The 25,169-nt window shown below is 31.0% G+C and carries 22 protein-coding genes; 2 read left to right on the top strand and 20 right to left on the bottom strand.

The annotated features are described in order from the left end of the window. Window positions 1-48 precede the first annotated feature (48 nt). The 11 genes from ACN5J3_RS12675 to ACN5J3_RS12625 form a co-directional block, all read right to left on the bottom strand. Entirely contained in the window at window positions 49-1,353 is a 1,305-nt protein-coding gene (locus ACN5J3_RS12675) for a flippase (protein ID WP_418511980.1), read from the bottom strand. 337 nt (window positions 1,354-1,690) lie between these two features. Continuing rightward, on the bottom strand, window positions 1,691-3,154 hold the full coding sequence (locus tag ACN5J3_RS12670; RefSeq protein ID WP_334468651.1) for a hypothetical protein: 1,464 nt from the start codon (window positions 3,152-3,154) through the stop codon (window positions 1,691-1,693). A gap of 9 nt (window positions 3,155-3,163) precedes the next feature. After that, a complete protein-coding gene (locus ACN5J3_RS12665) occupies window positions 3,164-4,636 on the bottom strand; it encodes an MBOAT family O-acyltransferase (protein ID WP_418511979.1) in 1,473 nt (490 codons plus the stop codon). 178 nt (window positions 4,637-4,814) lie between these two features. Further along, window positions 4,815-5,666, bottom strand: a complete 852-nt coding sequence (rfbD, locus tag ACN5J3_RS12660; protein WP_418511978.1) for a dTDP-4-dehydrorhamnose reductase — start codon at window positions 5,664-5,666, stop codon at window positions 4,815-4,817. Then, a complete protein-coding gene (gene rfbC, locus ACN5J3_RS12655; RefSeq protein ID WP_418511977.1) occupies window positions 5,663-6,208 on the bottom strand; it encodes a dTDP-4-dehydrorhamnose 3,5-epimerase in 546 nt (181 codons plus the stop codon). The genes rfbD and rfbC overlap by 4 nt, the downstream gene beginning before the upstream one ends. A gap of 1 nt (window position 6,209) precedes the next feature. Then, window positions 6,210-7,073, bottom strand: coding sequence for a glucose-1-phosphate thymidylyltransferase RfbA (gene rfbA, locus ACN5J3_RS12650; RefSeq protein WP_334468643.1), 864 nt, complete (start codon window positions 7,071-7,073; stop codon window positions 6,210-6,212). 54 nt (window positions 7,074-7,127) lie between these two features. Then, the gene (gene rfbB / locus ACN5J3_RS12645) at window positions 7,128-8,144 is read right to left on the bottom strand and encodes a dTDP-glucose 4,6-dehydratase (protein ID WP_344715578.1); all 1,017 of its coding nucleotides are present in this window, start codon (window positions 8,142-8,144) and stop codon (window positions 7,128-7,130) included. Beyond that, window positions 8,137-9,189, bottom strand: a complete 1,053-nt coding sequence (locus ACN5J3_RS12640) for a hypothetical protein (protein ID WP_344715575.1) — start codon at window positions 9,187-9,189, stop codon at window positions 8,137-8,139. The genes rfbB and ACN5J3_RS12640 overlap by 8 nt, the downstream gene beginning before the upstream one ends. A 3-nt stretch (window positions 9,190-9,192) precedes the next feature. Beyond that, window positions 9,193-10,884, bottom strand: a complete 1,692-nt coding sequence (locus ACN5J3_RS12635; protein WP_215926410.1) for a DUF6909 family protein — start codon at window positions 10,882-10,884, stop codon at window positions 9,193-9,195. Between the two features lie 27 nt (window positions 10,885-10,911). Further along, window positions 10,912-12,414, bottom strand: a complete 1,503-nt coding sequence (locus ACN5J3_RS12630; protein WP_344715573.1) for a GH3 auxin-responsive promoter family protein — start codon at window positions 12,412-12,414, stop codon at window positions 10,912-10,914. Further along, window positions 12,414-13,283 carry a M23 family metallopeptidase gene (locus ACN5J3_RS12625; RefSeq protein ID WP_215926406.1) on the bottom strand — a complete coding sequence of 290 codons (870 nt, stop codon included), beginning with the start codon at window positions 13,281-13,283 and terminating at the stop codon, window positions 12,414-12,416. The genes ACN5J3_RS12630 and ACN5J3_RS12625 overlap by 1 nt, the downstream gene beginning before the upstream one ends. 190 nt (window positions 13,284-13,473) lie before the next feature. On the opposite strand from ACN5J3_RS12625, the gene ACN5J3_RS12620 reads away from it, so the two are divergent. Beyond that, a complete protein-coding gene (locus ACN5J3_RS12620; protein WP_215926404.1) occupies window positions 13,474-13,650 on the top strand; it encodes a twin-arginine translocase TatA/TatE family subunit in 177 nt (58 codons plus the stop codon). 55 nt (window positions 13,651-13,705) lie between these two features. Here the strand turns inward: ACN5J3_RS12620 and ACN5J3_RS12615 are convergent, their stop codons facing one another. The 3 genes from ACN5J3_RS12615 to ACN5J3_RS12605 form a co-directional block, all read right to left on the bottom strand. After that, on the bottom strand, window positions 13,706-14,686 hold the full coding sequence (locus ACN5J3_RS12615; protein WP_418511975.1) for a DUF4837 family protein: 981 nt from the start codon (window positions 14,684-14,686) through the stop codon (window positions 13,706-13,708). A 22-nt stretch (window positions 14,687-14,708) separates the two neighbouring features. Beyond that, on the bottom strand, window positions 14,709-16,268 hold the full coding sequence (locus ACN5J3_RS12610) for a LysM peptidoglycan-binding domain-containing protein (protein WP_418511973.1): 1,560 nt from the start codon (window positions 16,266-16,268) through the stop codon (window positions 14,709-14,711). Between the two features lie 168 nt (window positions 16,269-16,436). Then, a complete protein-coding gene (locus tag ACN5J3_RS12605) occupies window positions 16,437-17,624 on the bottom strand; it encodes a phosphoglycerate kinase (protein WP_215926398.1) in 1,188 nt (395 codons plus the stop codon). A 64-nt stretch (window positions 17,625-17,688) separates the two neighbouring features. On the opposite strand from ACN5J3_RS12605, the gene ACN5J3_RS12600 reads away from it, so the two are divergent. Then, window positions 17,689-18,849, top strand: coding sequence for a DNA polymerase III subunit delta' (locus ACN5J3_RS12600; protein WP_334468624.1), 1,161 nt, complete (start codon window positions 17,689-17,691; stop codon window positions 18,847-18,849). 34 nt (window positions 18,850-18,883) lie between these two features. Here ACN5J3_RS12600 and ACN5J3_RS12595 read toward each other — a convergent pair whose 3' ends face one another. The 6 genes from ACN5J3_RS12595 to ACN5J3_RS12570 form a co-directional block, all read right to left on the bottom strand. Further along, window positions 18,884-19,441 (bottom strand): OmpH family outer membrane protein, encoded by a 558-nt coding sequence (locus ACN5J3_RS12595; protein WP_334468622.1) that lies wholly within the window; start codon window positions 19,439-19,441, stop codon window positions 18,884-18,886. Window positions 19,442-19,698: 257 nt separating this feature from the next. Next, complete coding sequence (locus ACN5J3_RS12590; protein WP_344715568.1) at window positions 19,699-20,559, bottom strand: class I SAM-dependent methyltransferase; 861 nt, start codon at window positions 20,557-20,559, stop codon at window positions 19,699-19,701. Between the two features lie 63 nt (window positions 20,560-20,622). Further along, window positions 20,623-21,084: a hypothetical protein gene (locus ACN5J3_RS12585; RefSeq protein ID WP_418511972.1), complete on the bottom strand. Its 462-nt coding sequence runs from the start codon at window positions 21,082-21,084 to the stop codon at window positions 20,623-20,625. A 278-nt stretch (window positions 21,085-21,362) separates the two neighbouring features. Continuing rightward, complete coding sequence (gene mnmG, locus ACN5J3_RS12580; protein WP_418511971.1) at window positions 21,363-23,234, bottom strand: tRNA uridine-5-carboxymethylaminomethyl(34) synthesis enzyme MnmG; 1,872 nt, start codon at window positions 23,232-23,234, stop codon at window positions 21,363-21,365. An 81-nt stretch (window positions 23,235-23,315) separates the two neighbouring features. After that, entirely contained in the window at window positions 23,316-23,726 is a 411-nt protein-coding gene (gene ybeY / locus ACN5J3_RS12575) for an rRNA maturation RNase YbeY (RefSeq protein WP_418511970.1), read from the bottom strand. Continuing rightward, entirely contained in the window at window positions 23,727-25,136 is a 1,410-nt protein-coding gene (locus ACN5J3_RS12570; protein WP_418511969.1) for a hypothetical protein, read from the bottom strand. Between the last annotated feature and the right edge of the window lie 33 nt (window positions 25,137-25,169).

Here is a 25,169-nt window from a genome sequence, read left to right as displayed (position 1 = left end):
TACATATAAATTCAAAGTTAACTATTTTTTTTATCTACAATTTTAATCTTATGAAATAAATGTTTTTGTTTTATCCTGTCTATATATAATTATAGTTGCTAGAATTTTCCAAATAATCATACTTACAACAGTTGATGAAGCAGCACCAATCATTCCATACTTAGGGATATAAATAATGTTTAAAACAACATTGATTAATAAACCTAAAATAAGAATTCTTTGTAGTTTGTTTTGCTTACCTGTCATGTTCATATACACCCCTAATGGCCCCAATAAAAAATTAAAACATTGTCCGCCTAATAATATTAATAACGCACTCTGAGCAACAATATATTCCTTGCCAAATAAGCCTAAAATCCATTCTGAAAATAATGATAGTACAATTAATACTGGCAATGTTAAAACTAAAATAAGTCTATTACTATTTTGTAATAAGCGCCTTAACTTTTCAATACTGTTGCTAGAATAGAATTCAGCTATCTTTGGTCCTGCAATAATATTTATTGACAAAAGCGCTAATGTTGATATTGTTGATAATTTCACCGCTATAGCATAAAATGCAACGTTATCAAACGTACTATATTTAGCTAATAACAAAACATCAATACTCTGCATTAAAAAATAAGATAACGCACTTATAGCCATTGGATATGATTTTAAGAAAATAGTCTTATAACTTAAATTATCTATTTTAATCTCAAATTTCGATTTTAAAAATTTTCTGTAAATAATAATAAAAGAAACTAGAGCTAAACTTGCAAAACTCCATAAATAAGCATCAATTAAATAAGCTTCGTTTGAGTTATAAACTAAATAAACTGCTAAAAACAAAAATGGCAGATGTCTAAAAATATTTCTAAACAACTCAGATAAAATAGTTTTATTTAAAGCTCTTAACATGTCTATATTTAAAAATGTAACAGCATAAAAAGACAGTGCTAAAATAACTTTATTAAAAAGTAATGATGCTTTTGGCTTATTAAATAGTTCATTAATGAAATCATTAGGGATTAAACTGTTTAGTACCCAAAGTATACTGCTAGCAAGTAAAACGAGAGTAAGCATTTTAAAATAAGTGGCTCTCAAAGAGCCCATTGAATTTTGAGATTTAAAAAAACCTGAGTAATAAATTATAGATTGATCCATTCCTAAAACGGATAGCCCTCCAATTATCATTAAAAGAGTTCGGACAAAGTCATATTGTCCAACTAATTCTGGCGGAAAGTAATTGGTTAAAAATAGTGAAACAGCAAAAAGAAGCAAAACACCAAGAATTTTAATAAAAAGAACCTTTAAACTACTCCCTAAAAGACTAGAGTTTAATAGTTTTGAAGTGATAGAATTAAATTTCATAATCTAATGAAGGGGCAATCATTGATTTGTAAGTAAATAAATTGGTCTCTTTTTTAAAATAGCTTTTTACCATATTTCTTTATTATTTAATGTAATAAATTAAGATTAGAGCTAGATAAAACCGACTTAATATCCGTAAAAATAATCTTTTATTTGATTTTCAAAAAATGTCATTACTTTTAAATGACTTAAAACTAAACCACTATAAGCAGAAAGTCGATAGACTTTTTTAATATAATTAAAATTAGTAATATCTGATTACACGAATAAAAGCAGCGTATTTACCTATTTTTTTTGGGGTAAGTTAAAGTAAATTAATCAGAATTAAATAGTTCTATTATTCAATGACTATACGCTTGTGGGTATTCTTCAAATGATATTTTTTTTCTTTATCTCTAATAATATGAAAAACAGTATACGTACCCTTTTCTAATAAGTTTTTTGACAACTCTACCCGATATCCACTGTTTTTAAAATCTTTACCATACTTTTCAACCAACTTATAATCTTTTCTTTCTTTTATTTGATTTCCTGATACAATATAAACGAAATTAGTATTTTTCTTCAAGGCAACTACTTTATTTCCTGCCAAGTTAGAGACACCTTCTTTATGCATCCAGCCTTCCAAATTTATTGTTTGTACGCTTTCAGCAATAGTGACAACTTTATCCCCTTCTATATCTTTATAAAACTGACCATTTATTTTATTTATAGAGCCAATAAAGGTCTTAGCTTCTATAACTTTATTTGCGTTATAGAGTAAGTTTTCAGGTGTTGATAAGAATGTTTTTTTAAAGACATCACTTTCGTCTATGTTGTAGTTATTCATTAGATAATTTGCCAAAGTAGAACTTGTTTTAATTTGGCCTTTATAATTAGCATGTTGATTAGATGATACTTTTTCATTTACAACACAGGTGTAATCAAAACCTGAAACTTTCTTATTTATATCAAGAAAATCTATATTTTTATGTGCATTAGTAATTCGTTCAATCTCTTTGTTTACAACATCAAATCCTTCTTTAGTTTTATTGTAATAAGTTCTATATACAGGAACAGTGTAAAATAATATTTTAAAATCATGACTTATTGACAAATCAATAATCTTATTTATGTATTCCTCTTCATGTTTTGTAAGCTCCAAATTTTGAGTATTAAAGCTTTTTTCGTTAAATGCTTTTATGCTTGCCGAAGATAAATGCCAGTTTGTTTTTTTATTGTGGCTTCGTTCTTTAGCTGAAAAGCTAAATTTTGCTTGTAATGACTTAGACCACATTTCGCTATCTTGCCAATTGTTATGAAATCTAAACGCGTTAAACATATGAAACCATTTATTATCTGGATAAATACTTGAGATCTCCTCGTACTTGACTTTACCAAATCTTTTATTGTATTCCATTTTAAATGGTGAAGCCATTAAATTTCCACTTGAGTCTGCAATCTTATTATATCTCACTCCTTTATCAATAAGTGCCCAAGTTTCTATAGCAACAATTTGAGGAGATTGATATTGTAATGTTTCTAATAGGTTAAAGTAAATTTGAGCTATACTTATACCTGCTCCATTAATTTTTAATGAATTTGTCTTACACTTAGCATTTATAATATTTGCATCTACCCCTTTACCTTGGTGAGAATTACCTAAAAAGACCACACTTACAGACTCCCTATCCTCCTCATATAATGTTTGATACGAACTAACAGATGAGTGGTCATTATCTATGAAAAACGAATCGAAGTACAGTAACAAAAAAGCAAAAATAGCAACGAATATCAAAAGCTTTAAAATTAATTTTTTCATATGAAATTTCTAAAATTGAAAATAAATAAATTCCTGAATATTTCTATCACCATAAATACCAAAGAGCATTATTAATATTACAATACTTAAGTAAAATGACCATCTAAATAATGTTGATTGGTTATTTAAAAACTTTATACTGTTATGTTTTTTATGAAAGTATTCAAATGCAAATAACATTAAAATAGCTATTGTAATGACCTTAAATTCATTCGGTTTAAAACCTATTAAATAGGTTTCTTTTTTAAACATATCTCCTAAATTAAAATCACTAAAAAATCCCGAAACTATTTGAAGAGAATCACTTAGTGAGTTTGCTCTAAAAAATACCCATCCAAAACAAACAATAGTAAAAATAATGAAACCGAAGAAAAGATGATTTGAAAAATTGTTTTTGTCCAAACCTATTTTATTAAACAACCTTTTTCTAAATGTAAAGGTTCCTTTTTCTACCATAAGAATAATACCATGTATCGCTCCCCAAATAATAAACGTCATTGCAGCACCATGCCATAAACCACTCACGACAAAAACAATAAAAAGATTAGCGTAAGTTCTGTACTTTCCTTTTTTACTTCCACCTAAAGGGATATATAAATAATCTCTAAACCAAGTTGATAACGATATGTGCCAACGCCTCCAAAACTCTGTAAGAGATTTTGAAATATATGGACTATCAAAATTCTTCATTAAATCAAAGCCCATTGTTCTCCCTAACCCAATAGCAATATCTGAGTATCCAGAAAAATCACAATAAATTTGAAATGCAAAGAGTACTGTTGCATAAATGTAGCCCACACCTCCATAATCATCTACATTATTATAAACCTGATTAACGTAAAGCGCAGCCCTATCTGCAATAACCATTTTCTTAAATAAACCAAAAGCCATAAGTAGAAGACCAGACTTTACAAGTTTGTAATTAAACGTATACGTTTTATAAAATTGAGGTAATAAATGAGATGCTCTTTCAATTGGACCAGCTACTAATTGTGGAAAAAACGACACAAATGCACTAAACGCAATAATATCGTTTGTAGGCTTTAACTGTTTTCTATAAATGTCTATGGTGTAGCTTAACGTTTGAAATGTATAGAAACTAATCCCTACAGGTAATATTATATTTAGTGTTGAAACTTCAAGTTCTTTACCAAACAACCGAAACGAATCTACAAATGATTCAATAAAAAAGTTGGTGTACTTAAAATAAACTAAAAACCCTAGATTGACCAATAAACTAACAAACAGTAATTGTTTTCGCTTCTTCTTGTTTTCTATTTTATGCATTTTTTTACCTACATAAAAATCTACTAAAGTACTTACCGCAATTAAAAATAAAAAACGCCAATCCCACCAACCATAAAAGGTATAACTAGCAACTAAAATTAGAACATTTCTTAAGGTAAGGTTTCTAGCTACAAGCCAATAGAGCGCAAAAACGATTGGGAAAAATATAGCAAAATCTAGCGAATTAAATAACATATGAAATAAGGTGGTTTCTTAATAAAATTATATTTATTAACCTTCTTATAGTAAAGCAACAAGACAGTATTTATAAAAAGAATACAATAATACTAATCTTAATAATTATAAAATAATGAATAGCTTTAATTTGTTATTAAGCTCCTCAATTATTTTTTATCAAATATTTTGTAATCAGTTAAAGATTAGAAATGGCTTGTGTTAAACTAACTTTCCAATTCGGAATTTTAAGATCTAATAGTTTACTTATTCTTTCAGTATGTAATACACTATACTTAGGTCGTACAGCGGGAGTTGGGTAATCTTTCGTTTCAATTTTATTGAGTGTAATAGAGCTATCACTTAGTTTAAAAATTTCTTTAGCAAAATCATACCAACTTACCACACCTTTATTACTGTAATGATAGACACCATAGCTAGTATTTTTAGACTCAATAAGTCTTAGAATCATATCTGCTAAATCTCTTGCGTAAGTTGGACTTCCTACTTGGTCACCTACAACACCTATTTCATTGCGCTCTTTAGATAACCTCAACATGGTTTTTAAAAAATTATTACCATATTCTGAGTACAACCACGATGTTCTAATTATAAAATAGTTTTCCAATACATTAGAAATGGCTTGTTCTCCTGCTAATTTCGTTTTACCATACACACCCAAGGGATTCGTAATATCATCTTCTAAATACGGTACTGTTGCTTTACCATCAAACACAAAATCTGTAGAGACATGAATTAAAGTGACATTAAATTTCTTACAAGATTCTGCTAATAGCTTTGCTCCTATATGATTTACCTTATCTGCTAACTCTATTGCTTCTTCGGCCTTATCTACAGCTGTATAAGCGGCACAATTAATACAATAGTCAAACGTATGGTCTTTAAGTGCATCTTCGATATTGGCTGTGTTTGTAATATCTAAATCAGATGACGATTTAAAAACAAATTGAATATTGGGATGTTCAACAGCCAAACTTTGAAAGCATTGTCCTAATTGACCGTCTTTCGCAGTCACAAGTACATGTGTCATAATTTAGCGTCTTTTAAAATCGGTAATATGAGGTCTTTTTCTGAAAGTATAAAATCTGAACTAGGCAGTTGCCAATTGATATTTAAATCTTTATCATTATATATGACGCCAGCTTCTGATGCTTTATGATAGTAATTATCACATTTGTAGCTAAAAATGGTTTCATCTTCTAAAACAATAAAACCATGTCCAAAACCTCTTGGTACAAATAATTGGGTTTTATTGTTTTCTGAAAGCTCTATAGAAATATGTTCCCCAAACGTTTTAGAACCTTCTCTGAGATCTACCGCAATATCTAATACAGCACCTTTAACAACTCTTACTAATTTGGCTTGCGCATACTCGCCTAATTGATAATGCAGGCCTCTAAGCACTCCTTTTGAAGATTTTGACTCATTATCTTGAACGAAATTAATATCTAAACCTAGCGCCTTATTAAAGGCTTTTTGGTTGTAATTTTCAACAAAATAACCACGTTTATCGGAAAATACTTGAGGTTCTATTATAAAACACCCTTTTAATTTGGTTTCTTTTACAATCATTTTATTCTGAGACTAAACTTAATAAGTGTTTTCCATAACCACTTTTTGTTAATGGTTTCACCACTTTTATAAATTGTTTTTTATCAATATAACCCATGCTATATGCGGCTTCTTCTATCGACCCTATCTTTAAACCTTGACGTTCTTCTATAACTTGTACAAATTGAGATGCTTGCATTAAAGATTTAAAGGTACCTGTATCTAGCCACGCTGTGCCTTTATCTAATACACTAACTTTTAATTTTCCTTGGGTTAAATAGGTTTTATTAACATCTGTTATCTCTAATTCTCCACGTTTACTAGGCTTTATATTTTTAGCGATGTCTACAACTGAGTTATCATAAAAATAAATACCTGGAACCGCATAATTTGATTTTGGTTTTTTTGGCTTCTCTTCAATAGAAACAGCTATGTCATTTTCATCAAACTCTACAACTCCGTATCGTTCGGGATCGTGCACATGATAAGCGTAAATAATACCTCCATCTGGATTATTATTTTGTTGCAATAAATCTGCTAAACCCGTACCATAAAAAATATTATCACCAAGAATTAACGCCACCTTATCGTCTCCAATAAATTCTTCTCCAATAATAAAGGCTTCTGCTAATCCGTTTGGTGACTCTTGAACGGCATACTCAAAATTACAACCATAGGACTTTCCATCTCCTAACAGCTTTTTAAATAAAGGTAAATCTTGAGGTGTAGAAATAATTAAAATATCCTTTATACCAGACCACATCAAAGTAGAAATAGGATAATAAATCATGGGTTTATCATAAATAGGCATTAACTGCTTACTTACCGCCAAAGTTAATGGATGCAATCTTGTACCAGATCCTCCTGCTAAAATTATTCCTTTCATCCTCAGTGTATTTTTGAAAAATTACCATTCAGTTTAAAAAACTGAGTACTAATTCTATTCGTTTTTATATTTATTTAAGTACCACTCAATGGTTTTAACGATTCCTGTTTCAAAATTTTCATCAGCTTGCCAACCTAATTCTGTTTCAATTTTAGAGGCATCAATAGCATACCTAAAATCATGTCCTGGCCTGTCCTTTACAAAGGTAATTTGTTCCGAATAGGCTTTGTTTTTGGGTTTTAAATCGTCTAAAATATCACAAATTTTATGTGCTATATATAAGTTATCGCGTTCATTTTTCCCACCAATATTATAGGTTTCTCCAGCTTTACCATTCTGAAACGCTATATCTATTCCTTTACAATGATCTTCTACATACAACCAATCTCTAATATTCTTTCCATCACCATAGATTGGAATAGGTTCGCTATTCAAGGCTTTTCTAATAATGGTTGGTATAAGCTTTTCATCGTGTTGTTTTGGACCATAATTATTACTGCAGTTAGTGGTTACAACATTCATTCCGTAGGTATGAAAATAGCTTCTTACAATAAAATCAGACGATGCTTTTGAAGCGCTATACGGACTATTAGGCGCATAAGGCGTGTCCTCTGTAAACAAACCTGTTTCACCTAAAGTACCATAGACCTCATCTGTAGAAATATGATGAAATCTATTAGTTTCGCATGCCTTTTTAAATGAAAAAGGAGCATCCATCCAATGGTTTTTGGCTATATTTAATAAATTAAAAGTGCCATAAACATTAGTATTAATAAAGGCATCTGGATGTTTTATAGAATTATCTACATGAGATTCTGCTGCAAAATGAATAACATCAGTAAATTGATGTTTAACAAAAAGATCGTTTACAAGCGTTGTATCGCAAATATCTCCTTTAATAAACTCGTAATTACTATTTCCTTCTAGTTTTTCTAAATTAGAAAGCTCACCTGCATAAGTGAGCTTATCTAAATTAACAACTTTAATGTTTTTATAACGTTCTAAAAAATAGACTATAAAATTAGATCCTATAAAGCCCGCTCCACCTGTTATTAAAACTGTTTTATTCATAATCTTTAATATATTTGAATGCTTTTAATACTAAAAACCATAGGGTAAAAAGAACTAAAGCTATCGCAGGAAATAAAAGACGATAACTGTACTCAAAACTCTTATCTTTTTTCCCTAATTTATCAAAAGGTGCTAGGATATCGAAAAAAGTATTTTCCTCTGCTATCGTTCGGTTTAATTCATTTAACTTATATCGTATCCCTTGCTCTCTTAAAAACAGCTCATATTCTTTAGTCGCTCTTTTCTCTTCTTGAAGCGGAAGCATACTTCCTGTTCCAAAAACTAGATTTCTATTTTTAGATTCCTCTCTTATCGCTGCCAAATATGTTTTTTGAATGCTATCTAAACGTGATAATTCTGTTGTTAAAGATAAACGATCTATATAGGCCATTGTGTCTCTTACACGCTTTTGATGCTTTGAAAACTCATTCTCAAAAGTCTTTCTAAACCCTTCTTGTAGTCTTGGAAAAATAGAGATATCATTCGATTTTGCTTTTATAGCAAATACTCTTCCTGACATAAAATCTCTTTTATCTATATAATCTTTATAAGTAAGTTCATCTACAAGAGATGTATCAATAGACTTAATATATTCATCATATTCAATAAATAAATCATTTTGCGTCTCAGGACCAGCTTCTAAATCAAAACCTATTAATTCTTTAGCGCTTAGAGTGTCTATTTCAAAAATACTAGACAATTCTTTTACGTTTTTAGAACTAATTAATGCATTAAAATAATTGATATTACTAGATAATTGATATTTAGAATCAAAGTACGGTTTTACCAACATCTCTGAATAATAAACAGGATCATTTGTCTTTTCATAAATGTAACCTAGTATTACCGTTACTGTTAATATAACTACAACCACTTTAAAATGTACTACAAGAGGCTTTATTGTGTAGATAATAGCAGAAAAAATCCCCTTGAATATGCTACCTATAAAATTAAATAATCTTTGAAATAAATTTCCTATAGCACTAAAAAATTGTCCTAAATCTATCTCTTCACTATCGTTTTGTTGTGGTAATTTTTCACTCATTGGTTATGAATTAAATATTTGTTCTAGTATTTTTTTTGTAATCACGTAAGTTGGTTTTACACCAGAAGTTCCTAACCCTCCAGAGGCTAATGTGCCACCAGTTTCTAATGGATTATCACTAGCGTAGTAAGCATATCTTACCTTTACATCTTCATTAATGCTTCCTCTTACTCTAGAAGCTGCTTGTATTGCTTTTTGGTAATGTGCACCTTCCATCTCTAAACCAATAACATTCCATGTTGATTTTTTAAAGAATTTTAAAATCTCTTTATTTTGAAGTGAAGTTCCCAAAACGGTAACCATTGTACCTTCATAAACAGAAACGCCACAATCTGATAAATCATCCTTACTCAACTCATTTTTAAAGGGATAATTATCTGCTGTACCTTCAAAAATATGTGCATTAGGAATCATAACATCACCTTTACCTCCTTCTAAAATGCCCGCTTTTCCCATTATTGAAATAGACTTCACATCTAAGTGTACATTTTTATCATCAACTTTTATAGGTTTTAAAAACTCATCTAAAGTCTCATAAGCTTGCTCTCCAAAAGCATAATCCATTACAAATATTACAGCTTTATTATCCTTTACCTCTTCTAAGTATTTAAATTCTGATTTAGAAAAATCAATTTTATCCGTATCAAAAATTTGAACATCTATGTTGGTTCCAGACGTGTCTTTTATATAAATCATGCCGTTCTGCAACGCAGATTTTTCTACTTTATTGCGTAATGCAGAATTTTTAGAATCACTTAAAGCTTCATAAGTTTGAAAAATGTCTTTTTTAGCATCAGCGCCCTTAAGTGCTCCTTTAGCAAATAAGGAATTCATTACACTGTGCATATTAGCACTAATGATATGAATTGGGCGCTCTAACAAACCGTTTTTGTGTAACGTAGCTTTAATCGTATCTGCCCAAATTTCTCCGTGAATATGGTGTCCTAATCGTTCTCTTAAAACAGGACTAAAGGTTATTGTACGCTTATTGTTATTAATGGTTTCTTCTATGGCCAATTTACCCAACCAATATACAATTTGTAATAAACGTTCTGGTTGATTTTCAGTAGCAAATTTTGGATACGCTTCTGTTAATTCATTAAACGTTCTACCTAATATATTAGCGGTATGTGTAATGGCAATTTCGCGTTCTTTTTGGGTTAGTTTCTTAGTAGAGTTAACAGCATTTTCTAGTTTTTGCCAGTCTCTAACTGTAGAACCATCTTCATCGATAATAACGCGTTTACTGATTTTATGAGACTCTACAAACAAAAACGTAAGATGCGTTAAAATATCATAAATCTCAGAGCGACCTCTCGTGATTTCGATATTCATTTGCTCATTATCTATACGATAGCAATTACGCCTTCTTTTAGGTGGAATTATAGCTTTAAAATGCGAATTAGCATAACCTTCATCACTGGTAAGATTGATAAACGTACACTCTTCAATACCTTGTGGTAAGCGGTCTACAACATAAAGCAAACCCTCTAACTCTGCTTTTTCATCCCCAATAGAACCATATATTTCTGGACGCAAAAGCAATAACGCTTCTCGTAATGTTTCTCCAGAAACACCCATAGGTTTATAAAATCCTCTATTAAAAAGGTGACGCATTGTAATATACATGCGTTCTATAGCGCTAGAACTTTCTTGTGCTCTAGTTCTTTCGTGTTTTTTCTTAGTTGTACTCATACTCTATTTTAACCTACAAATATAGCGTTATTTCGCTAAATTTAGTTGATACATCATGTCTGCTATCTTTCTATCGTTAGAAAGTCTAGGGATTTTATTTTGCCCTCCTAATTTCCCAATAGATTTCATATACGTCTGAAATCCGTTAGTCACAATTTTAGTGATTTTTAAAGGTCTAAGCACCTTTCCTTCAATTAAATCTAAATAATAACTGTTTTGTTGTTGTAAAGACTGCTCTAAAGCTATAATAAAATCTTGCAAATTTTCTGGTTCATTTTCAAACTCAATTAACCATTCGTGATATGGTAAGCCTTCCTCTGGATTTATTTGAGGTGCAACCGTAAACTCATTTACAGATATCGATGTATTTGCTGTAGCTTCTTTTAAAGCTTGCTCTACTTCTTTTCCTATAACATGCTCTCCAAATGCTGAAATAAAATGTTTTATGCGTCCACTTACAATCACGCGATAGGGTTTTAATGATGTAAACTCTACAGTGTCTCCAATATTGTATGCCCAAAGTCCTGCTGTAGTAGAAATAATCATTACATAATTTACATTTAACTTTACTTCTCCAATAGTGATCCGTTTAGGATTATCTTCAAAAAAATGTTCTGCTTCAACAAACTCATAAAATATACCTGAATTTAATTGAAGTAACATACCTCGTTCATTCTGTTTATCTTGAAAAGCGAAAAAACCTTCACTTGCGGGATACAATTCTATACTATCTACTTTTCTTCCTATTAAGTTTTCAAATTTTGCGCGATAAGGCTCATAATTGACACCTCCAAAAATGAAAAGATTAAAGTTTTTAAAGAGATCTCCAACATTTTTACCTGACTTTTCAATCAGTTTTTCAAAATACATTTGTACCCAAGACGGAATTCCCGAAATGATACTCATATCTTCATTTATGGTCTCATCTACAATAGCTTCAACTTTAGTTTCCCAATCATCAATACAATTCGTTTCTAAACTTGGCATTCTATTTTTTTGAAGATATTTAGGTACATAATGCGCTACAATCCCTGATAATCTCCCCAGTTTTATACCATTCTTTTCTTCTAAAATAGGACTGCCTTGAAGAAAAATCATTTTGCCATCTACAAATTTAGAATGTCCTGTTTCATAGATATACATTAAAATCGCATTTCTAGCGGCTTCAACATGCGTTGGCATACTTTCTTTTGTAATTGGAATATATTTAGCTCCAGAGGTTGTTCCTGAAGTTTTAGCAAAGTAAATAGGTTTACCCTTCCACAGAACATCTTCTTCACCACTAACAACACGTTCTACATAAGGCTTTAATTCTTCATAATCTCTAATAGGAACATTAGCTTGAAAATCTTCATAAGTAGCTATAGCACTAAAATTATGGTCTTTTCCAAAAGCCGTTTGCTTGGCCTGAGCAATTAAATTTTGAAAAACGTTTTGTTGCGTTTCAACAGGCTTAGATGACCATTTTTTAATTCGCTTTGCGACGTATTTAGCAAAGGGTTTTGAAAGCGCAGCTTTTAATGATGCCATTATTCGAAATTAATAAAGTTAGTTGGGTTTACTGGGTAACCTTTACTCCAAAGCTCAAAATGAAGGTGTGGTCCTGTGGTTAATTCACCAGCATTACCAGACATGGCAATAACTTCTCCAGATTTTACAATATCTCCTTGAGCTTTTGTAATTGCTGAGTTGTGCTTATAAACAGAGATTAACTCTCTATTATGTTCTATAATGACCACATAGCCCGTTTCTACCGTCCATTCTGCAAAAATAACAGTGCCATCTGCTGTTGCTTTTACAGGAGTATTAACTGCAACAACAACATCTACCGCATAATGTTTTTCTTCTAAATTATAACCTTCTGAAATGGTACCATTTACTGGCGGAAACAACACATAATTAGACTGATCTCCAGAAACTTCAAACAAATTATACTTATCTTCTTTAGCAACTTTTTCTCTTAACAACGAATCTTCCCTATTTGTAGGTACTTGTAAAATATCAAGATCATTTTTAGCTGCTTCTATAACTGAATCTCTATTAAATTCTAAAGTAGCAACATCTCCTGTGAGTACTTTTCTTATAGAGGCATAATAGCGTTTGTTTAACTCTAATTCTTGTACCAAAGAATCGGTTTTATAATTTAACATGGTTGCTTTCTTTTTTAGCTTAGCAGAGGAATATCCTGGAATATATTCTCTTAAAGGTGTGAATGCAATTAATAAAACCGTGAAAAATACGAGTGATATAGCAGAAAGCGATGTTAAAATAAAAACGTTGAGACGTGTTAGCTTTATAGCAAAACGCTCCTCAAAAGTGTCTTCATTTAGTATGACCAAACGATACTTGTGAAGTAACTTTTTAGTGAATTTCTTTTCCTTTTTTTTATTCTTTGCCATTAAAACAAAATTAGTTAAAATACTTAAATAGCGCCATGATAAAATATTAAAGTTAGCTAAGCTTATTATAACATAATAATAACAATAATAAAACACTCATTTGCCTTTATTATAAGCTCAAAGTTAAAATAGAATGAACAACGCTATAATTAAACTATAATTACTAACTTTGCGGTCTAAATTATAAGTTATGAGTTTAAGCATTATACCTTTAATGATTGGATGGCCTCAAGTAATTCTAATTGCTGTAGTTGTTTTATTACTATTTGGTGGTAAAAAGATTCCTGAACTAATGAAAGGTTTAGGTAGTGGTTTAAAAGAATTTAAAAAAGCAAACAAAGACGAGTCTGCTGACGATAAAGAATAGAGACCTCAAAACAAGAAACATAAAAAAAGCCAACTTTAAAAAGTTGGCTTTTTTGTTACTTAATAGTGATTGATTTAATCATAGCTTCTAGCTCAAAAATATAGTCTCGTTTTGGTAATGACGGTGCATATACATAGCCATCTGCAACTAAATAACGATTGTTTATTTTATCTTCAATAGCATATGTAATAAAAGGTCCTGCCATTGTAAAACCTTTCATTTCCCACATACCTCTTACTTCGTAAGCGGGTTTATTATCAATAATAGTTTTGAACATTGAAGGAGCGTAAGCATCTTCTACAGCCATATAAATACCATCTTCTCCTGGTATTTTAGTTTTTGTAATGTTATCACGCATTTTTATAATATCTATAATTGTACTATCTCCTTTAGAAATCGTTTCCATAGGCACTTCATAAACCATTAAATCTATGGTTTTGGTATTACTAAGACTTTTTCTAATCCAAAAGAAATCATCGTCTGCTTTACCAATTTTATAAGCTGAAGGCATATCTATAGTTATTCCAAACGTATTTTCCATGTCTTTATCTTCCAATAATGACAAGTTAATTCTTCTTAGCTTCTCTTTTACTTCTTCTTTATTAAATGCATCAATTATTTTAGCTTTATTTTCCTGTAATTGCGCAATAATATCATTATCTGTTTTACCAGCAACAACAGCAACAGTTTGTGATTTAGCATAGGCATTATTCACAATTTTAGTTGTTGCTTCAACATCGCCTTTTTCAATTTTAAGTACAATTCTACTTCGTGCTGCGAAACCATCAAATACCTGAGTTGGAATTTGTTTCATGTTAAACATTGGTTCCTCTGTAGGTAAACCATTTAAGGGTGCAGCAAAAATATGTCTTATGCTTTCCCCTACTTTATCTTCCCATAAGATATTATCTACAACAACAGAAATTGTGTTTAAATTCCCATTAGAAGCGGGTAAGTACAATTGTTTATCCTCTTTTTTTGAATCTCCACACGCTAATAGCAACGCACAAAAGAACACGGTATAAAACGCTCTCATAAGCTTAAGTTTTTGTTGGTTTTTATTTAGACACAACGAGTGTCATTCCTATCTTGAGTTTATTACCACTAATATCGTTCCAATCTTTAATATTTTGAACAGAAACTCCTGAAAATTTTTGTGCAATGGTCCAAAGTGAATCTCCAGACTTTACTTTGTAAGTTTGTTTTCCTGCTGTATTAACAACTTTTTTTACAGGCTTTGAACTGCTTGAAGCACCATGATTTCTAGGATAAATAGTTAATCGTTGCCCTATTTTAAGGTTATTACTTCTTAGACCATTCCATTGTTTTAATTGGCTAACTCTAACGCCATATTTTCTTGCAATTTTACCTAGATAATCTCCATTTTGAACACGATATCTAATTTTAGTGTCATCACTAACAATTTCTGGTAATGGTTTTTCACGCTGATTAAATTCGGCATTAGCAAAAGCGTATATTTTATCTTCATTAGTGACAAAAGTCCCTATTGCTTCTCTAGGCAATCTTAAAGCATATGTCTTACCTTTAACTTTAGGGATTATATCTAATTTATAAGCCGGGTTTAAAAACTGTAATTCTTCAATTTTAATTCCTGTAGCTTCAGAAACATGATTTAAAGAAATCATTTGTTTCACGTGTACTGTATCGGTTTGAATTAGCTGAAATGCAGGACGTTCAGGCTTAAAACCATGTTCTTTTGCATATTCAAAAATATACATTGTTGCTAAAAACGCTGGTACATAACCTGCCGTTTCTCTTGGTAAATTCTGACGAATATTCCAATAATTTTTAGATCCTCCAGAACGTCTAATGGCTTTATTTACATTTCCGGGTCCCGAATTATATGCGGCTAAAGCCAAATCCCAATCGTTAAAAATACGATACACTCTATTTAAATATTCTGCAGCTGCTTTTGTAGATTTTATAGGATCGCTACGATCATCTACATAACTGCTTACATTTAAATCATGCTCCTTTCCGGTGCCATACATAAACTGCCAAATACCTGTTGCTCCAACTCGTGAACGTGCTCTTGGTTTTAAAGCTGATTCTACAATCGCCAAATACTTCATCTCTAAAGGTATATTTTGATTGTCAAATTCTTGCTCAAACATTGGAAAATAAAAATGACTTAAACCCATTAAACGTTCCAAAGAATTCCGTCTATGCTTAAGATAACTTTTAATCACACTTTCTAATGATGGATTGTATTCTACATTAAAAGGTGTTCGCGCATTAAGCCGCTCTAATCTTGCTTTTAAAGTATCTGTAGAAAGTTCTGGATAATAAACAAGCTCATACTCTAACTCTGTAACCGATTTATATATGGTATCAAAAAGAGAGTTATTATACAGTTCATCTAACCATTTTTTATCGAGTTCTGCAACCTGAGGTAAATCTTTAAGATTTTTAACTCCTAATGTATCAACTTCTACGTCAATCTTTTTTTCAGAAGCGAAAAGCTTACCATCTATAACCGAATCTTTATTTGAAACAACGTCAGACGACTTTTTTGAAATACTATCAGTTTTAGTTTGGGAATATCCACTACAAACAGACAAGCATAAACAAGCTAATAAAAACGTTTTTAATGTCATATGTTTATATCTTATGTTTTTGAATGGTTAAACACTGTTCATATTCTATCTGTGCTCTAACTGATAAAATTTTGAACAAGCTCGTTTCAATATACATTGAAAAATTAATTCGTAAAAGCTCAGCGTATCATAAACGCTGGAACTGCTAAAAATAGTGTTTTTTTACTACTAATCTAATATAGCAGCTATTCCAGGTAAGGTTTTACCTTCAAGGCTTTCTAGCATTGCTCCTCCACCTGTACTAACATAGCTAACTTTATTTTCGAAACCAAACTGTTTTACAGCAGCTACAGAATCACCTCCGCCAACTAAAGAAAACGCTCCATTTTTAGTTGCATTTGCTATGGAGTTTCCAAGTTCAATTGTACCATTAGCAAAACTTTGTAATTCAAAAACACCTAAAGGACCATTCCAAAGAATCGTTTTACATTGGTTTACAACGGCATCAAAATTTTCTATAGATTTTGGACCAGCATCTAAACCTTGCCATCCATCAGGAATAGCTTTTACATCACAAATTTGTGTGTTTGCAGTATCACTAAATGCATCTGCAGCAACGACGTCTACTGGTAAGTGAATTTTTACACCTTTAGCTTCGGCTTGTTTTAAAATATCTAAGGCTAATTCCATTTTATCATCTTCACAAATGGAATCTCCAATTTTTCCACCTTGTGCTTTAATAAAAGTAAATGTCATTCCACCTCCAATGATTAAATGATCTACTTTATCTAATATGTTCTCTATAACTGTAATTTTTGAAGATACTTTTGCACCTCCAAGAACTGCTAAAACAGGTTTTTCACCATCTTCTAAAACTTTTTTAATACTCTCTATTTCTTGAGCCAAAAGACTTCCAAAACATTTATTTTCTGGAAAAAACTCAGCAACAATTGTTGTAGAAGCATGTGCTCTGTGTGCTGTACCAAACGCATCATTTACATAAATATCACCTAATCTAGATAATTGTTCTGCAAAATCTCTATTACCTTCTTTCTCTTCTTCGTGAAAACGTAAATTTTCAAGTAATAATATTTCACCTGGTTCTAAAGCTTTTGCTTTTTCTTCTGCTTCTGCGCCAACACAGTTGCTAGCAAATTTGACTTCAACTCCTAATACATCTTCAATTTTTGGAATAATGTGTTTTAGAGAAAACTCTTCTTGAACACCTTTTGGACGCCCTAAATGCGACATTAAAACACAACTTCCGCCATCTTCTAAAATTTTAATAATTGTAGGCTTTGCAGATACAATTCTAGTAGCATCTGTTACTTCGAAATCATCATTTAATGGCACATTAAAATCTACTCTGATTAATGCTTTTTTATTTTGAAAATTAAAATCGTTTAGTGTCTTCATTTTATAAATTTTGAAACACAAATATAAAGATTAGAAACATAATTTTTTTATATAGTTTTGCTTTATGTTATTTTCAGAAGTTTTAGGTCAAAAACACATAAAAAATCACCTTACTACAAGTGTTGATGCTGGTAGGATTGCACACGCGCAATTATTTGTTGGTCCAGAGGGTTCTGGCACGTTACCAATGGCTTTAGCTTATGCACAGTATATACTATGTAGTAACAAGAACGGTGAAAATACAGGAGGAAACGACTCTTGTAATTTAAAATTTAAGAATTATTCGCATCCCGATTTACATTTTGCTTTTCCTGTAACAACTAGTGATAAAGTAAAAAGCAAACCGGTTTCTAAATATTATCTCGAAGAATGGAGACAACTTTTAGAACAGCAACCTTATGGAAACCTCTTTGATTGGTACAAACTTTTAGGCGTAGACAATAAACAAGGACAAATTGGTGTTGACGAAGCTTTAGAGATTGTAAAATCCTTAACACTAAAGTCTTATGAAGGCGGATACAAGGTCATGATAATTTGGATGGCTGAAAGAATGCACACATCTAGTGCCAATAAATTATTAAAATTAATTGAAGAGCCACCAGAAAAAACAATCTTTATTCTCATTGCTGAAGACGAAGAACAGATCATTAACACCATTAGATCGCGTTGTCAGATTTTACATTTTCCTCCTTTAGCAGAAGAAGCGATTTCTGAAGCTTTAATTAAAAACTATCATATTGAGCAGTCAGTTGCAACTAAAATTGCACATCAAGCCAATGGTAACTATAACAAAGCTTGTGATTTAATTTATCAAGATAGTGAAGATATTCAGTTTGAAAAATGGTTTGTACTCTGGGTACGTTCTGCTTTTAAAGCTAGAGGAAATAAGGCAGCTATTCACGATTTAATTTCATGGTCCGAAGAAATTGCCAAAACAGGACGTGAAACGCAAAAGAAGTTTTTAAGCTTTTGCTTAAACTATTTTAGACAAGCTTTATTACTAAATTATAAAGCTGACGAATTAGTGTATTTAGAGCCAAAATCAGACAACTTTAAACTTGAAAATTTTGCTCCTTTTGTTCACGATTCAAATATTTTAGAAATTTCAGACGAATTACAAGATGCCATTTACCATATTGAGCGTAACGGAAACTCTAAAATTGTGCTTACCGATTTATCTATTAAATTAACACGTTTACTACATAAAAAAAGCCAAGCGTCTTAGGCTTGGCTTTTAAAAAAAATACTTTTTTTTATTTTTATTTAACCTCTTCAGCTGTTTCTGTTGCTTCTTTTTTAGAATCTTTAGCATTATAGGCAGCATTAATTGCTGTAGTTACCGCTTCAGAAATATCATTAGTCTCACTTCCGTACATAACGCTTCCAGCTTCATTTTTACCTAAAATGTATGTATAACCGTTCTTTTTACCATAATCACTAACAAACGTATTTACTTTAGAAATTACAGAATCCATTTCTACACTAAACATTTGTTGCATTTGTTGCTGCTCGTATTGAAATTGTTGTTGTAAACCTTGTTGTTTTTGAGTTAGACTTTGGTACATCTCTTGTCTTGCTTTTGCAGATAAGGTTTGCTCTTTTGCTTGAAACGCTTGAGCTTCGGCCTGAAAAGCTTTACCAATACTATCCATTCTCGCTTTAAAAGCTTCGTCTTTAAGTTTGAATTTATCTTCAATATCTATTTTCATTTGATATTCATTAATAACTTTACCGTTATCTATGAATGCAATTTTTTGTTGTTCTTGACAAGATGCAAATGCAACTAAAACTGTTAAGCCTAAAATTAACTTCTTCATTTTATTTTTATTGTTTAATTGTTTGTGAAAGCATCAAACTTTCATTTTTCTACTTTAATTTAATTTTTGCAAATGTATAAAAGTTAGTTAGTGATTTCCTCTATTTTTTATGTATTGATGTTTTCTATAGAACTTTCTGCTTGTTATTTTAAAAATCAATTAAAAACGAAGCTAAATAAAGCGTTTTAAGCACACTTTAAGATTTCACAATATAATTACACATTTATAGCTGCGATACAAAAATAGCGTTGCTTATATTAAGAATTAGCGTTCTTTAAGACATAAATGTGCGAAGAATACTCTTTAGATCGATTTGCTTTACGATTTGATTGCCATCCAATCCAAAATGCTTTGATTGGGTTCATAACACCAGATTTATATTTTTCTGAAAGTAGACATACATAATAGGCATCAAATTTCATTGGCAACAGTTTCACCAATGCCATATGTTCTTTGCTAAATAATTTTGAAATCGAATTTTTAGAAAAATGCCAAAGGTGTCTTGGCACATCATATGCTGCCCAAAAGTTTTTATAATACTCCGCATCGTAACTTTTATAATTAGGAACAGCAATGACCAAAGTACCATTTGGTTTTAAAAGTGATTTTAACAATGCCGTATGCATTTCTAAATTTGGCAAATGTTCTAAAACATGCCAAAGTGTAATAACATCAAAACTCTGAGGTTTCAATTTTAATAATTCTTCTGTACTAAAAACAGAATTGTTGGTTTTAGAATTTGCAATTTGCCGCGCACTTTCGTTGGGTTCAATTCCTGTAACCTTCCAATTATTATTTAAAGCCGTTTGCAAAAAATCTCCTGTTCCGCATCCAATATCTAAAAGTACTTTAGTTTCGGATTGAAACGAATTGATTAATTTCAATTTTCGTTTTAAAGAAATTTCTCTCACTTTGTGATAAGCAAATTCCAATAGATTTCGCTTCGTATCTGTATGCGAAATATAGTCTTCACTTTTATAATATTCGGATAATTTTTCACCTTCTGGCTGTGGATATGTTTCTAGCATATCGAGCTCCTTATTATATAATAATTGGAACTCTTGTTGGGAAACAGAATGGTCTTTTAGAGTAAGATATGTTCTTGTTGTTTTGGGCACAATTTAAGAATATGATATAATAATTAGTGTATTGTTCTTGGTGTAATTATGTCAGATAATTTTTCAAAAGTAGTACTTAATAACTTTTTTTTTCCATTGATGTACTTCAGTTTGTTTGATATGAAAGGTATGTTCACCTATTAAACCAACTATAATTAAAGCGAAATTTTTCTGTCCTTGTTTTTCTAACCTTACTTCTAGGTCATTAATATTAACAGTCATTAATTGCCTTTTAAAAAGTCTTAGATATTTTATTGTGACAATGTCATTATCAATTACCATACTATATATGTAAATATAAGGTCGCCTAAAACCTGCTATTAAATTTAAAGCTAGTAATACAAAAACGACACCAATATAAAACAACAATATAGTTACTTGATTTGATGCATTACCTGAAATAAAAATTGAAAGAACAAAAGCAACAAACATCCAACCAAAAATACTAAGAAAGGAATTCACCAAATAATTAGTAAAACTATAGGGTTCTATATCAACAATGTTTTCAGTATTAAGATCTGCCATTAACCTTATCTAATTTTACACCCTTAAAACCCCCTCAAGAGAACAATGGTTTTATCACTACTTTTCGGATTTCTAATAACAAAGAATTTGCCATAAATCCATTTTTTATATTCAGTTAGTTCAATTTTGAATATTTAAATTACCCCTCAAAGATTAGTTTCGAAACAAAATAATTCATGTTTCGCAACTAACGAGCGAAGCACCAAGTGGGCGTTTTATACAATTGTTTCACGTGGAACATTACAATATTCATTGTGAGATTTCAACTTTCTTAAGAATTAACGTCCTAAATAAACCAACAAAACAGAAATATCATTTGGATTTACTCCACTAATTCGAGACGCTTGAGAAATAGTTACAGGTTGTATTTTTTCTAATTTTTGTCGCGCTTCTATGCTCATTGATTTTAGTTTTGAATAATCAAAACCTACAGGGATTTTTAAGTTTTCTAGTCTATTTAATTTATCGGCATTGTTCTTTTCCTTTTCAATATAGCCCGCATATTTAACTTGTATTTCAGTCTGCTCAATAATCTCTGTATCTAAATCATTATTCTGAATATAGTTTTCTACAGACTCAAATTTACGAACATCATCTATAGTAATATTTGGTCTAGCATACAACTTAAACATCTTATCTTGTTGTTTAACAGCTGCTGAATTTTTTGATTCTAAAACAGGATTTGCCTCTTCTGGAGTAACACTAGTATCTCTAAAAAACTGAACAAAGGCTTCAGATTTAGATTGCTTTTCTTCCATACGTTTTAATCGTTTTTCAGAGGCCAAACCTAAAGCATAACCTTTAGGTGTTAATCTAAAATCTGCATTATCTTGCCTTAATAATGTTCTATACTCTGCACGTGACGTAAACATTCTATAAGGCTCTTCTGTACCCTTAGTAATTAAATCATCTATTAAAACACCTATATAAGCTTCATCACGTTGCAATGTAAACGCTTCTTTTTCTTGTACTTTTAAGCTTGCATTAATACCAGCCATTAAACCTTGAGATGCTGCTTCTTCATAACCTGTAGTACCATTAATTTGTCCAGCAAAATACAAGCCCTCTACTAACTTAGTTTCTAAAGTATGTTTTAATTGTGTTGGTGGAAAATAATCGTATTCTATAGCATAACCTGGTCTAAAGAACTTTACATTTTCAAAACCAACTACAGAACGCAATGCTTTAAATTGTACATCTTCTGGCAAGGAAGTTGAGAAACCATTAATATAATATTCACAAGTATTCCAACCTTCAGGTTCTACAAATAATTGGTGCCTATCTTTATCTGCAAATCGATTAATCTTATCTTCAATAGATGGACAATATCTTGGTCCAACACTTTTAATTCGCCCATTAAACATTGGTGAGCGATCAAACCCTTCGCGTAATAAATCATGAACCAATTCACTGGTATAAGACATATGACAAGAACGCTGATGGGTTAGTGGTTTTGTAACATCTAAATAGGAAAACTTTTGCGGATCTTTATCTCCAGGTTGTTCTATCATTTTAGAAAAATCTAAAGAACGACCATCGACTCTTGGAGGTGTTCCTGTTTTCATTCGGCCAGATTCAAAACCCAAATTAACGAGTTGTTCTGTAATTCCGGTTGCTGCTCTTTCACCTGCTCTACCTCCACCAAAGTTTTTATCTCCAATATGAATTAGTCCATTTAAAAATGTCCCATTAGTAAGCACTACAGATTTCGCTTTTACTTCGACACCAAGCGATGTTTTTACACCTACAACTTTATGGTTTTCCACTAATAACCCAGAAACCATTTCTTGATAAAAATCGAGATTTTCAGTCCCTTCTAAGAGCATTCTCCAATCTTCAGCAAAACGCATTCTATCGGATTGCACTCTTGGACTCCACATTGCAGGTCCTTTAGATTTATTAAGCATCTTAAATTGAATTGCAGATGTATCTGATACAATTCCGCTATAACCTCCAAGTGCATCAATTTCTCTTACAATTTGTCCTTTTGCAATACCTCCCATTGCAGGATTGCAAGACATCTGTGCAATATTTTGAAGGTTCATGGTAATCAATAATGTTTTGCTTCCCATATTTGCAGCAGCTGCTGCAGCTTCACTTCCTGCGTGACCTGCACCAACAACTATAACATCATACTCTTCATTAAACATATTGAAATCTATTTTTGTTCCACGTGGAACATTATACTATTAAAATTTTTGCGGCTGCAAATATACAATGAAAACACAAGTCTACTTTCGTTTGGCTAAGTAGTAATCTTCTTTTGAACGCATAAGCTTTTCATCAGCTTCAGATTTATCCTTATAACCACAATAATGTAAAACACCATGAATCATAACACGCGCCATTTCTTCTTCTAAAGAAACTTTAAAATCTAAAGCATTTTCCTTGACTCTGTCTACTGATATATAAATTTCGCCATGTAGTTCTTTTCCCACGGAATAATCGAAACTAATAACGTCAGTTAAAGTGTCGTGATTTAGAAAATCTACATTCAATTTATGCAAATAATCATCAGAACAAAAAATGTAATTAATTTCTCCTTCTCTACAATCTTCTTCTAAAATGGTCTCTGAAATCCATTTAGAATAACTGGCTTCATCGTTTATGATAAACTCGGTTTCGTAATTAAAACTAATCATTTATAATGCTTTATTAATTATATTAAACGATTTGTTACGCTTATCATAAGCGATATATCGAAAATTATCTTGTGTAAATACAGTAGACGTATGCTTCAACTTTTTGTTATCATTTAAAGGCTTGATGTAGGTCTTTTTGTTTAAATAAGGGTATACACTTTCATCATTTTTATCTTCTACAATCTTACCTGCAAGATCTAAAGTAATTTCAAAAAAAGAATGCTCTTGTGCTACAAAAAAATAATCTAATGGTTCAGAAGGTCCAAAACTAGGAATAGAGTTCCGCATTTGTTGTTGATTAATCATTTGAAAATGCTGCATCTGTTGCATGTGCCATTGATGATGCCACCACCAATTATAGTGGTAATTGTATAGGTTTTTATTTACAAAATCGAACCTTACCTTTAATTTACCATTCTTAGTACTATTTATAGTAACTGTAGGTTCATTAAACTTCTTAGAAGCGTTTTTAACAAAGTCTTTAATACTTTTAAATCCTTCTGCATGCTTTGTAGGTTTAACCTCTAAAATATTTACAGATGAATTATACGCATCATTAAGACCAAAAACATTTAATTGCCCTTCTTCTTTACCAATTTTAAGTTGGTATAATTTATCGTTATTTATATAAGATGTACTTTTCTTTATTTTACTATCCTTGGTTTTACCACCAAAGGTTTTAAATTGAGCACTAACTTCATTGCCTTGATTAAGGGGGATCTGAAGAGCATTAGTTGTTGCTTCTTTAGTATTTTCTTCAGTAATAATAACTTTATCACCATCGCTATAAGCTCTAAAAGCACTTATAGAGCCGTTAGAAACAAATTCATCGTTGTTTATAGCCTCAACACTATTTTCTGAAAGCGACGCTAAGAATTCAGCCGAAGAAGCGTCAGAACTCACCGTAATGGTCTGTACTGTATTTGCATCTTTAGCCTCTATAATTCTTACACTTTTCTTATCTGAAAATACAATTAAGTTTTTATCCTTTTTTCTAATTAATGCTTTAAAATCTTCCGTTGCTATATTATCTGATTTAACATAATTACCTGAAATTAAATCAACATCAATAATATTTATAAATTCAGAACTACCAACTTTAGATTGCGTGAGTAATGACAATTTATCTTTGGCATTGTGAAAAGATAGGATTACAGGCTGTTTATCAAATGAAAAGGTTTTTAGTTTAACAATGTGATTGTCTTTAAACAGATAAGGAATAACATCATAGTCTTTGGTATCTCCATTTTTAGCTATAATTAAATGAAAACTATCATTACCAACTGTATTACCTGAAAACGTACTTTCTACTTTATACTTTTCATCAATTTCAATTTTATTTACAGGATCATAGCTGGGATGATTAGCAAAAGAACAAACCGAAATAAAAAACGCCATTAATATTTTCATGTCTAAACGATGTTAGAATTATTACTTTGTATT

It is taken from the genome of Corallibacter sp. (genome assembly GCF_048381695.1).
Lineage (GTDB): Bacteria > Bacteroidota > Bacteroidia > Flavobacteriales > Flavobacteriaceae > Corallibacter > Corallibacter vietnamensis.
The sequence above is the reverse complement of the archived record's forward strand: the minus strand, read 5'-3'. Positions and strand labels throughout refer to the sequence as shown.

Excerpts from the sequence above, each read along its gene's own strand:
- ACN5J3_RS12675 (WP_418511980.1), bottom strand. The coding sequence starts at position 1,353 with ATGAAATTTAATTCTATCACTTCAAAACTATTAAACTCTAGTCTTTTA.
- ACN5J3_RS12670 (WP_334468651.1), bottom strand. The coding sequence starts at position 3,154 with ATGAAAAAATTAATTTTAAAGCTTTTGATATTCGTTGCTATTTTTGCT.
- ACN5J3_RS12665 (WP_418511979.1), bottom strand. The coding sequence starts at position 4,636 with ATGTTATTTAATTCGCTAGATTTTGCTATATTTTTCCCAATCGTTTTT.
- rfbD (WP_418511978.1), bottom strand. The coding sequence starts at position 5,666 with ATGACACATGTACTTGTGACTGCGAAAGACGGTCAATTAGGACAATGC.
- rfbC (WP_418511977.1), bottom strand. The coding sequence starts at position 6,208 with ATGATTGTAAAAGAAACCAAATTAAAAGGGTGTTTTATAATAGAACCT.
- rfbA (WP_334468643.1), bottom strand. The coding sequence starts at position 7,073 with ATGAAAGGAATAATTTTAGCAGGAGGATCTGGTACAAGATTGCATCCA.
- rfbB (WP_344715578.1), bottom strand. The coding sequence starts at position 8,144 with ATGAATAAAACAGTTTTAATAACAGGTGGAGCGGGCTTTATAGGATCT.
- ACN5J3_RS12640 (WP_344715575.1), bottom strand. The coding sequence starts at position 9,189 with ATGAGTGAAAAATTACCACAACAAAACGATAGTGAAGAGATAGATTTA.
- ACN5J3_RS12635 (WP_215926410.1), bottom strand. The coding sequence starts at position 10,884 with ATGAGTACAACTAAGAAAAAACACGAAAGAACTAGAGCACAAGAAAGT.
- ACN5J3_RS12630 (WP_344715573.1), bottom strand. The coding sequence starts at position 12,414 with ATGGCATCATTAAAAGCTGCGCTTTCAAAACCCTTTGCTAAATACGTC.
- ACN5J3_RS12625 (WP_215926406.1), bottom strand. The coding sequence starts at position 13,283 with ATGGCAAAGAATAAAAAAAAGGAAAAGAAATTCACTAAAAAGTTACTT.
- ACN5J3_RS12620 (WP_215926404.1), top strand. The coding sequence starts at position 13,474 with ATGAGTTTAAGCATTATACCTTTAATGATTGGATGGCCTCAAGTAATT.
- ACN5J3_RS12615 (WP_418511975.1), bottom strand. The coding sequence starts at position 14,686 with ATGAGAGCGTTTTATACCGTGTTCTTTTGTGCGTTGCTATTAGCGTGT.
- ACN5J3_RS12610 (WP_418511973.1), bottom strand. The coding sequence starts at position 16,268 with ATGACATTAAAAACGTTTTTATTAGCTTGTTTATGCTTGTCTGTTTGT.
- ACN5J3_RS12605 (WP_215926398.1), bottom strand. The coding sequence starts at position 17,624 with ATGAAGACACTAAACGATTTTAATTTTCAAAATAAAAAAGCATTAATC.
- ACN5J3_RS12600 (WP_334468624.1), top strand. The coding sequence starts at position 17,689 with ATGTTATTTTCAGAAGTTTTAGGTCAAAAACACATAAAAAATCACCTT.
- ACN5J3_RS12595 (WP_334468622.1), bottom strand. The coding sequence starts at position 19,441 with ATGAAGAAGTTAATTTTAGGCTTAACAGTTTTAGTTGCATTTGCATCT.
- ACN5J3_RS12585 (WP_418511972.1), bottom strand. The coding sequence starts at position 21,084 with ATGGCAGATCTTAATACTGAAAACATTGTTGATATAGAACCCTATAGT.
- mnmG (WP_418511971.1), bottom strand. The coding sequence starts at position 23,234 with ATGTTTAATGAAGAGTATGATGTTATAGTTGTTGGTGCAGGTCACGCA.
- ybeY (WP_418511970.1), bottom strand. The coding sequence starts at position 23,726 with ATGATTAGTTTTAATTACGAAACCGAGTTTATCATAAACGATGAAGCC.
- ACN5J3_RS12570 (WP_418511969.1), bottom strand. The coding sequence starts at position 25,136 with ATGAAAATATTAATGGCGTTTTTTATTTCGGTTTGTTCTTTTGCTAAT.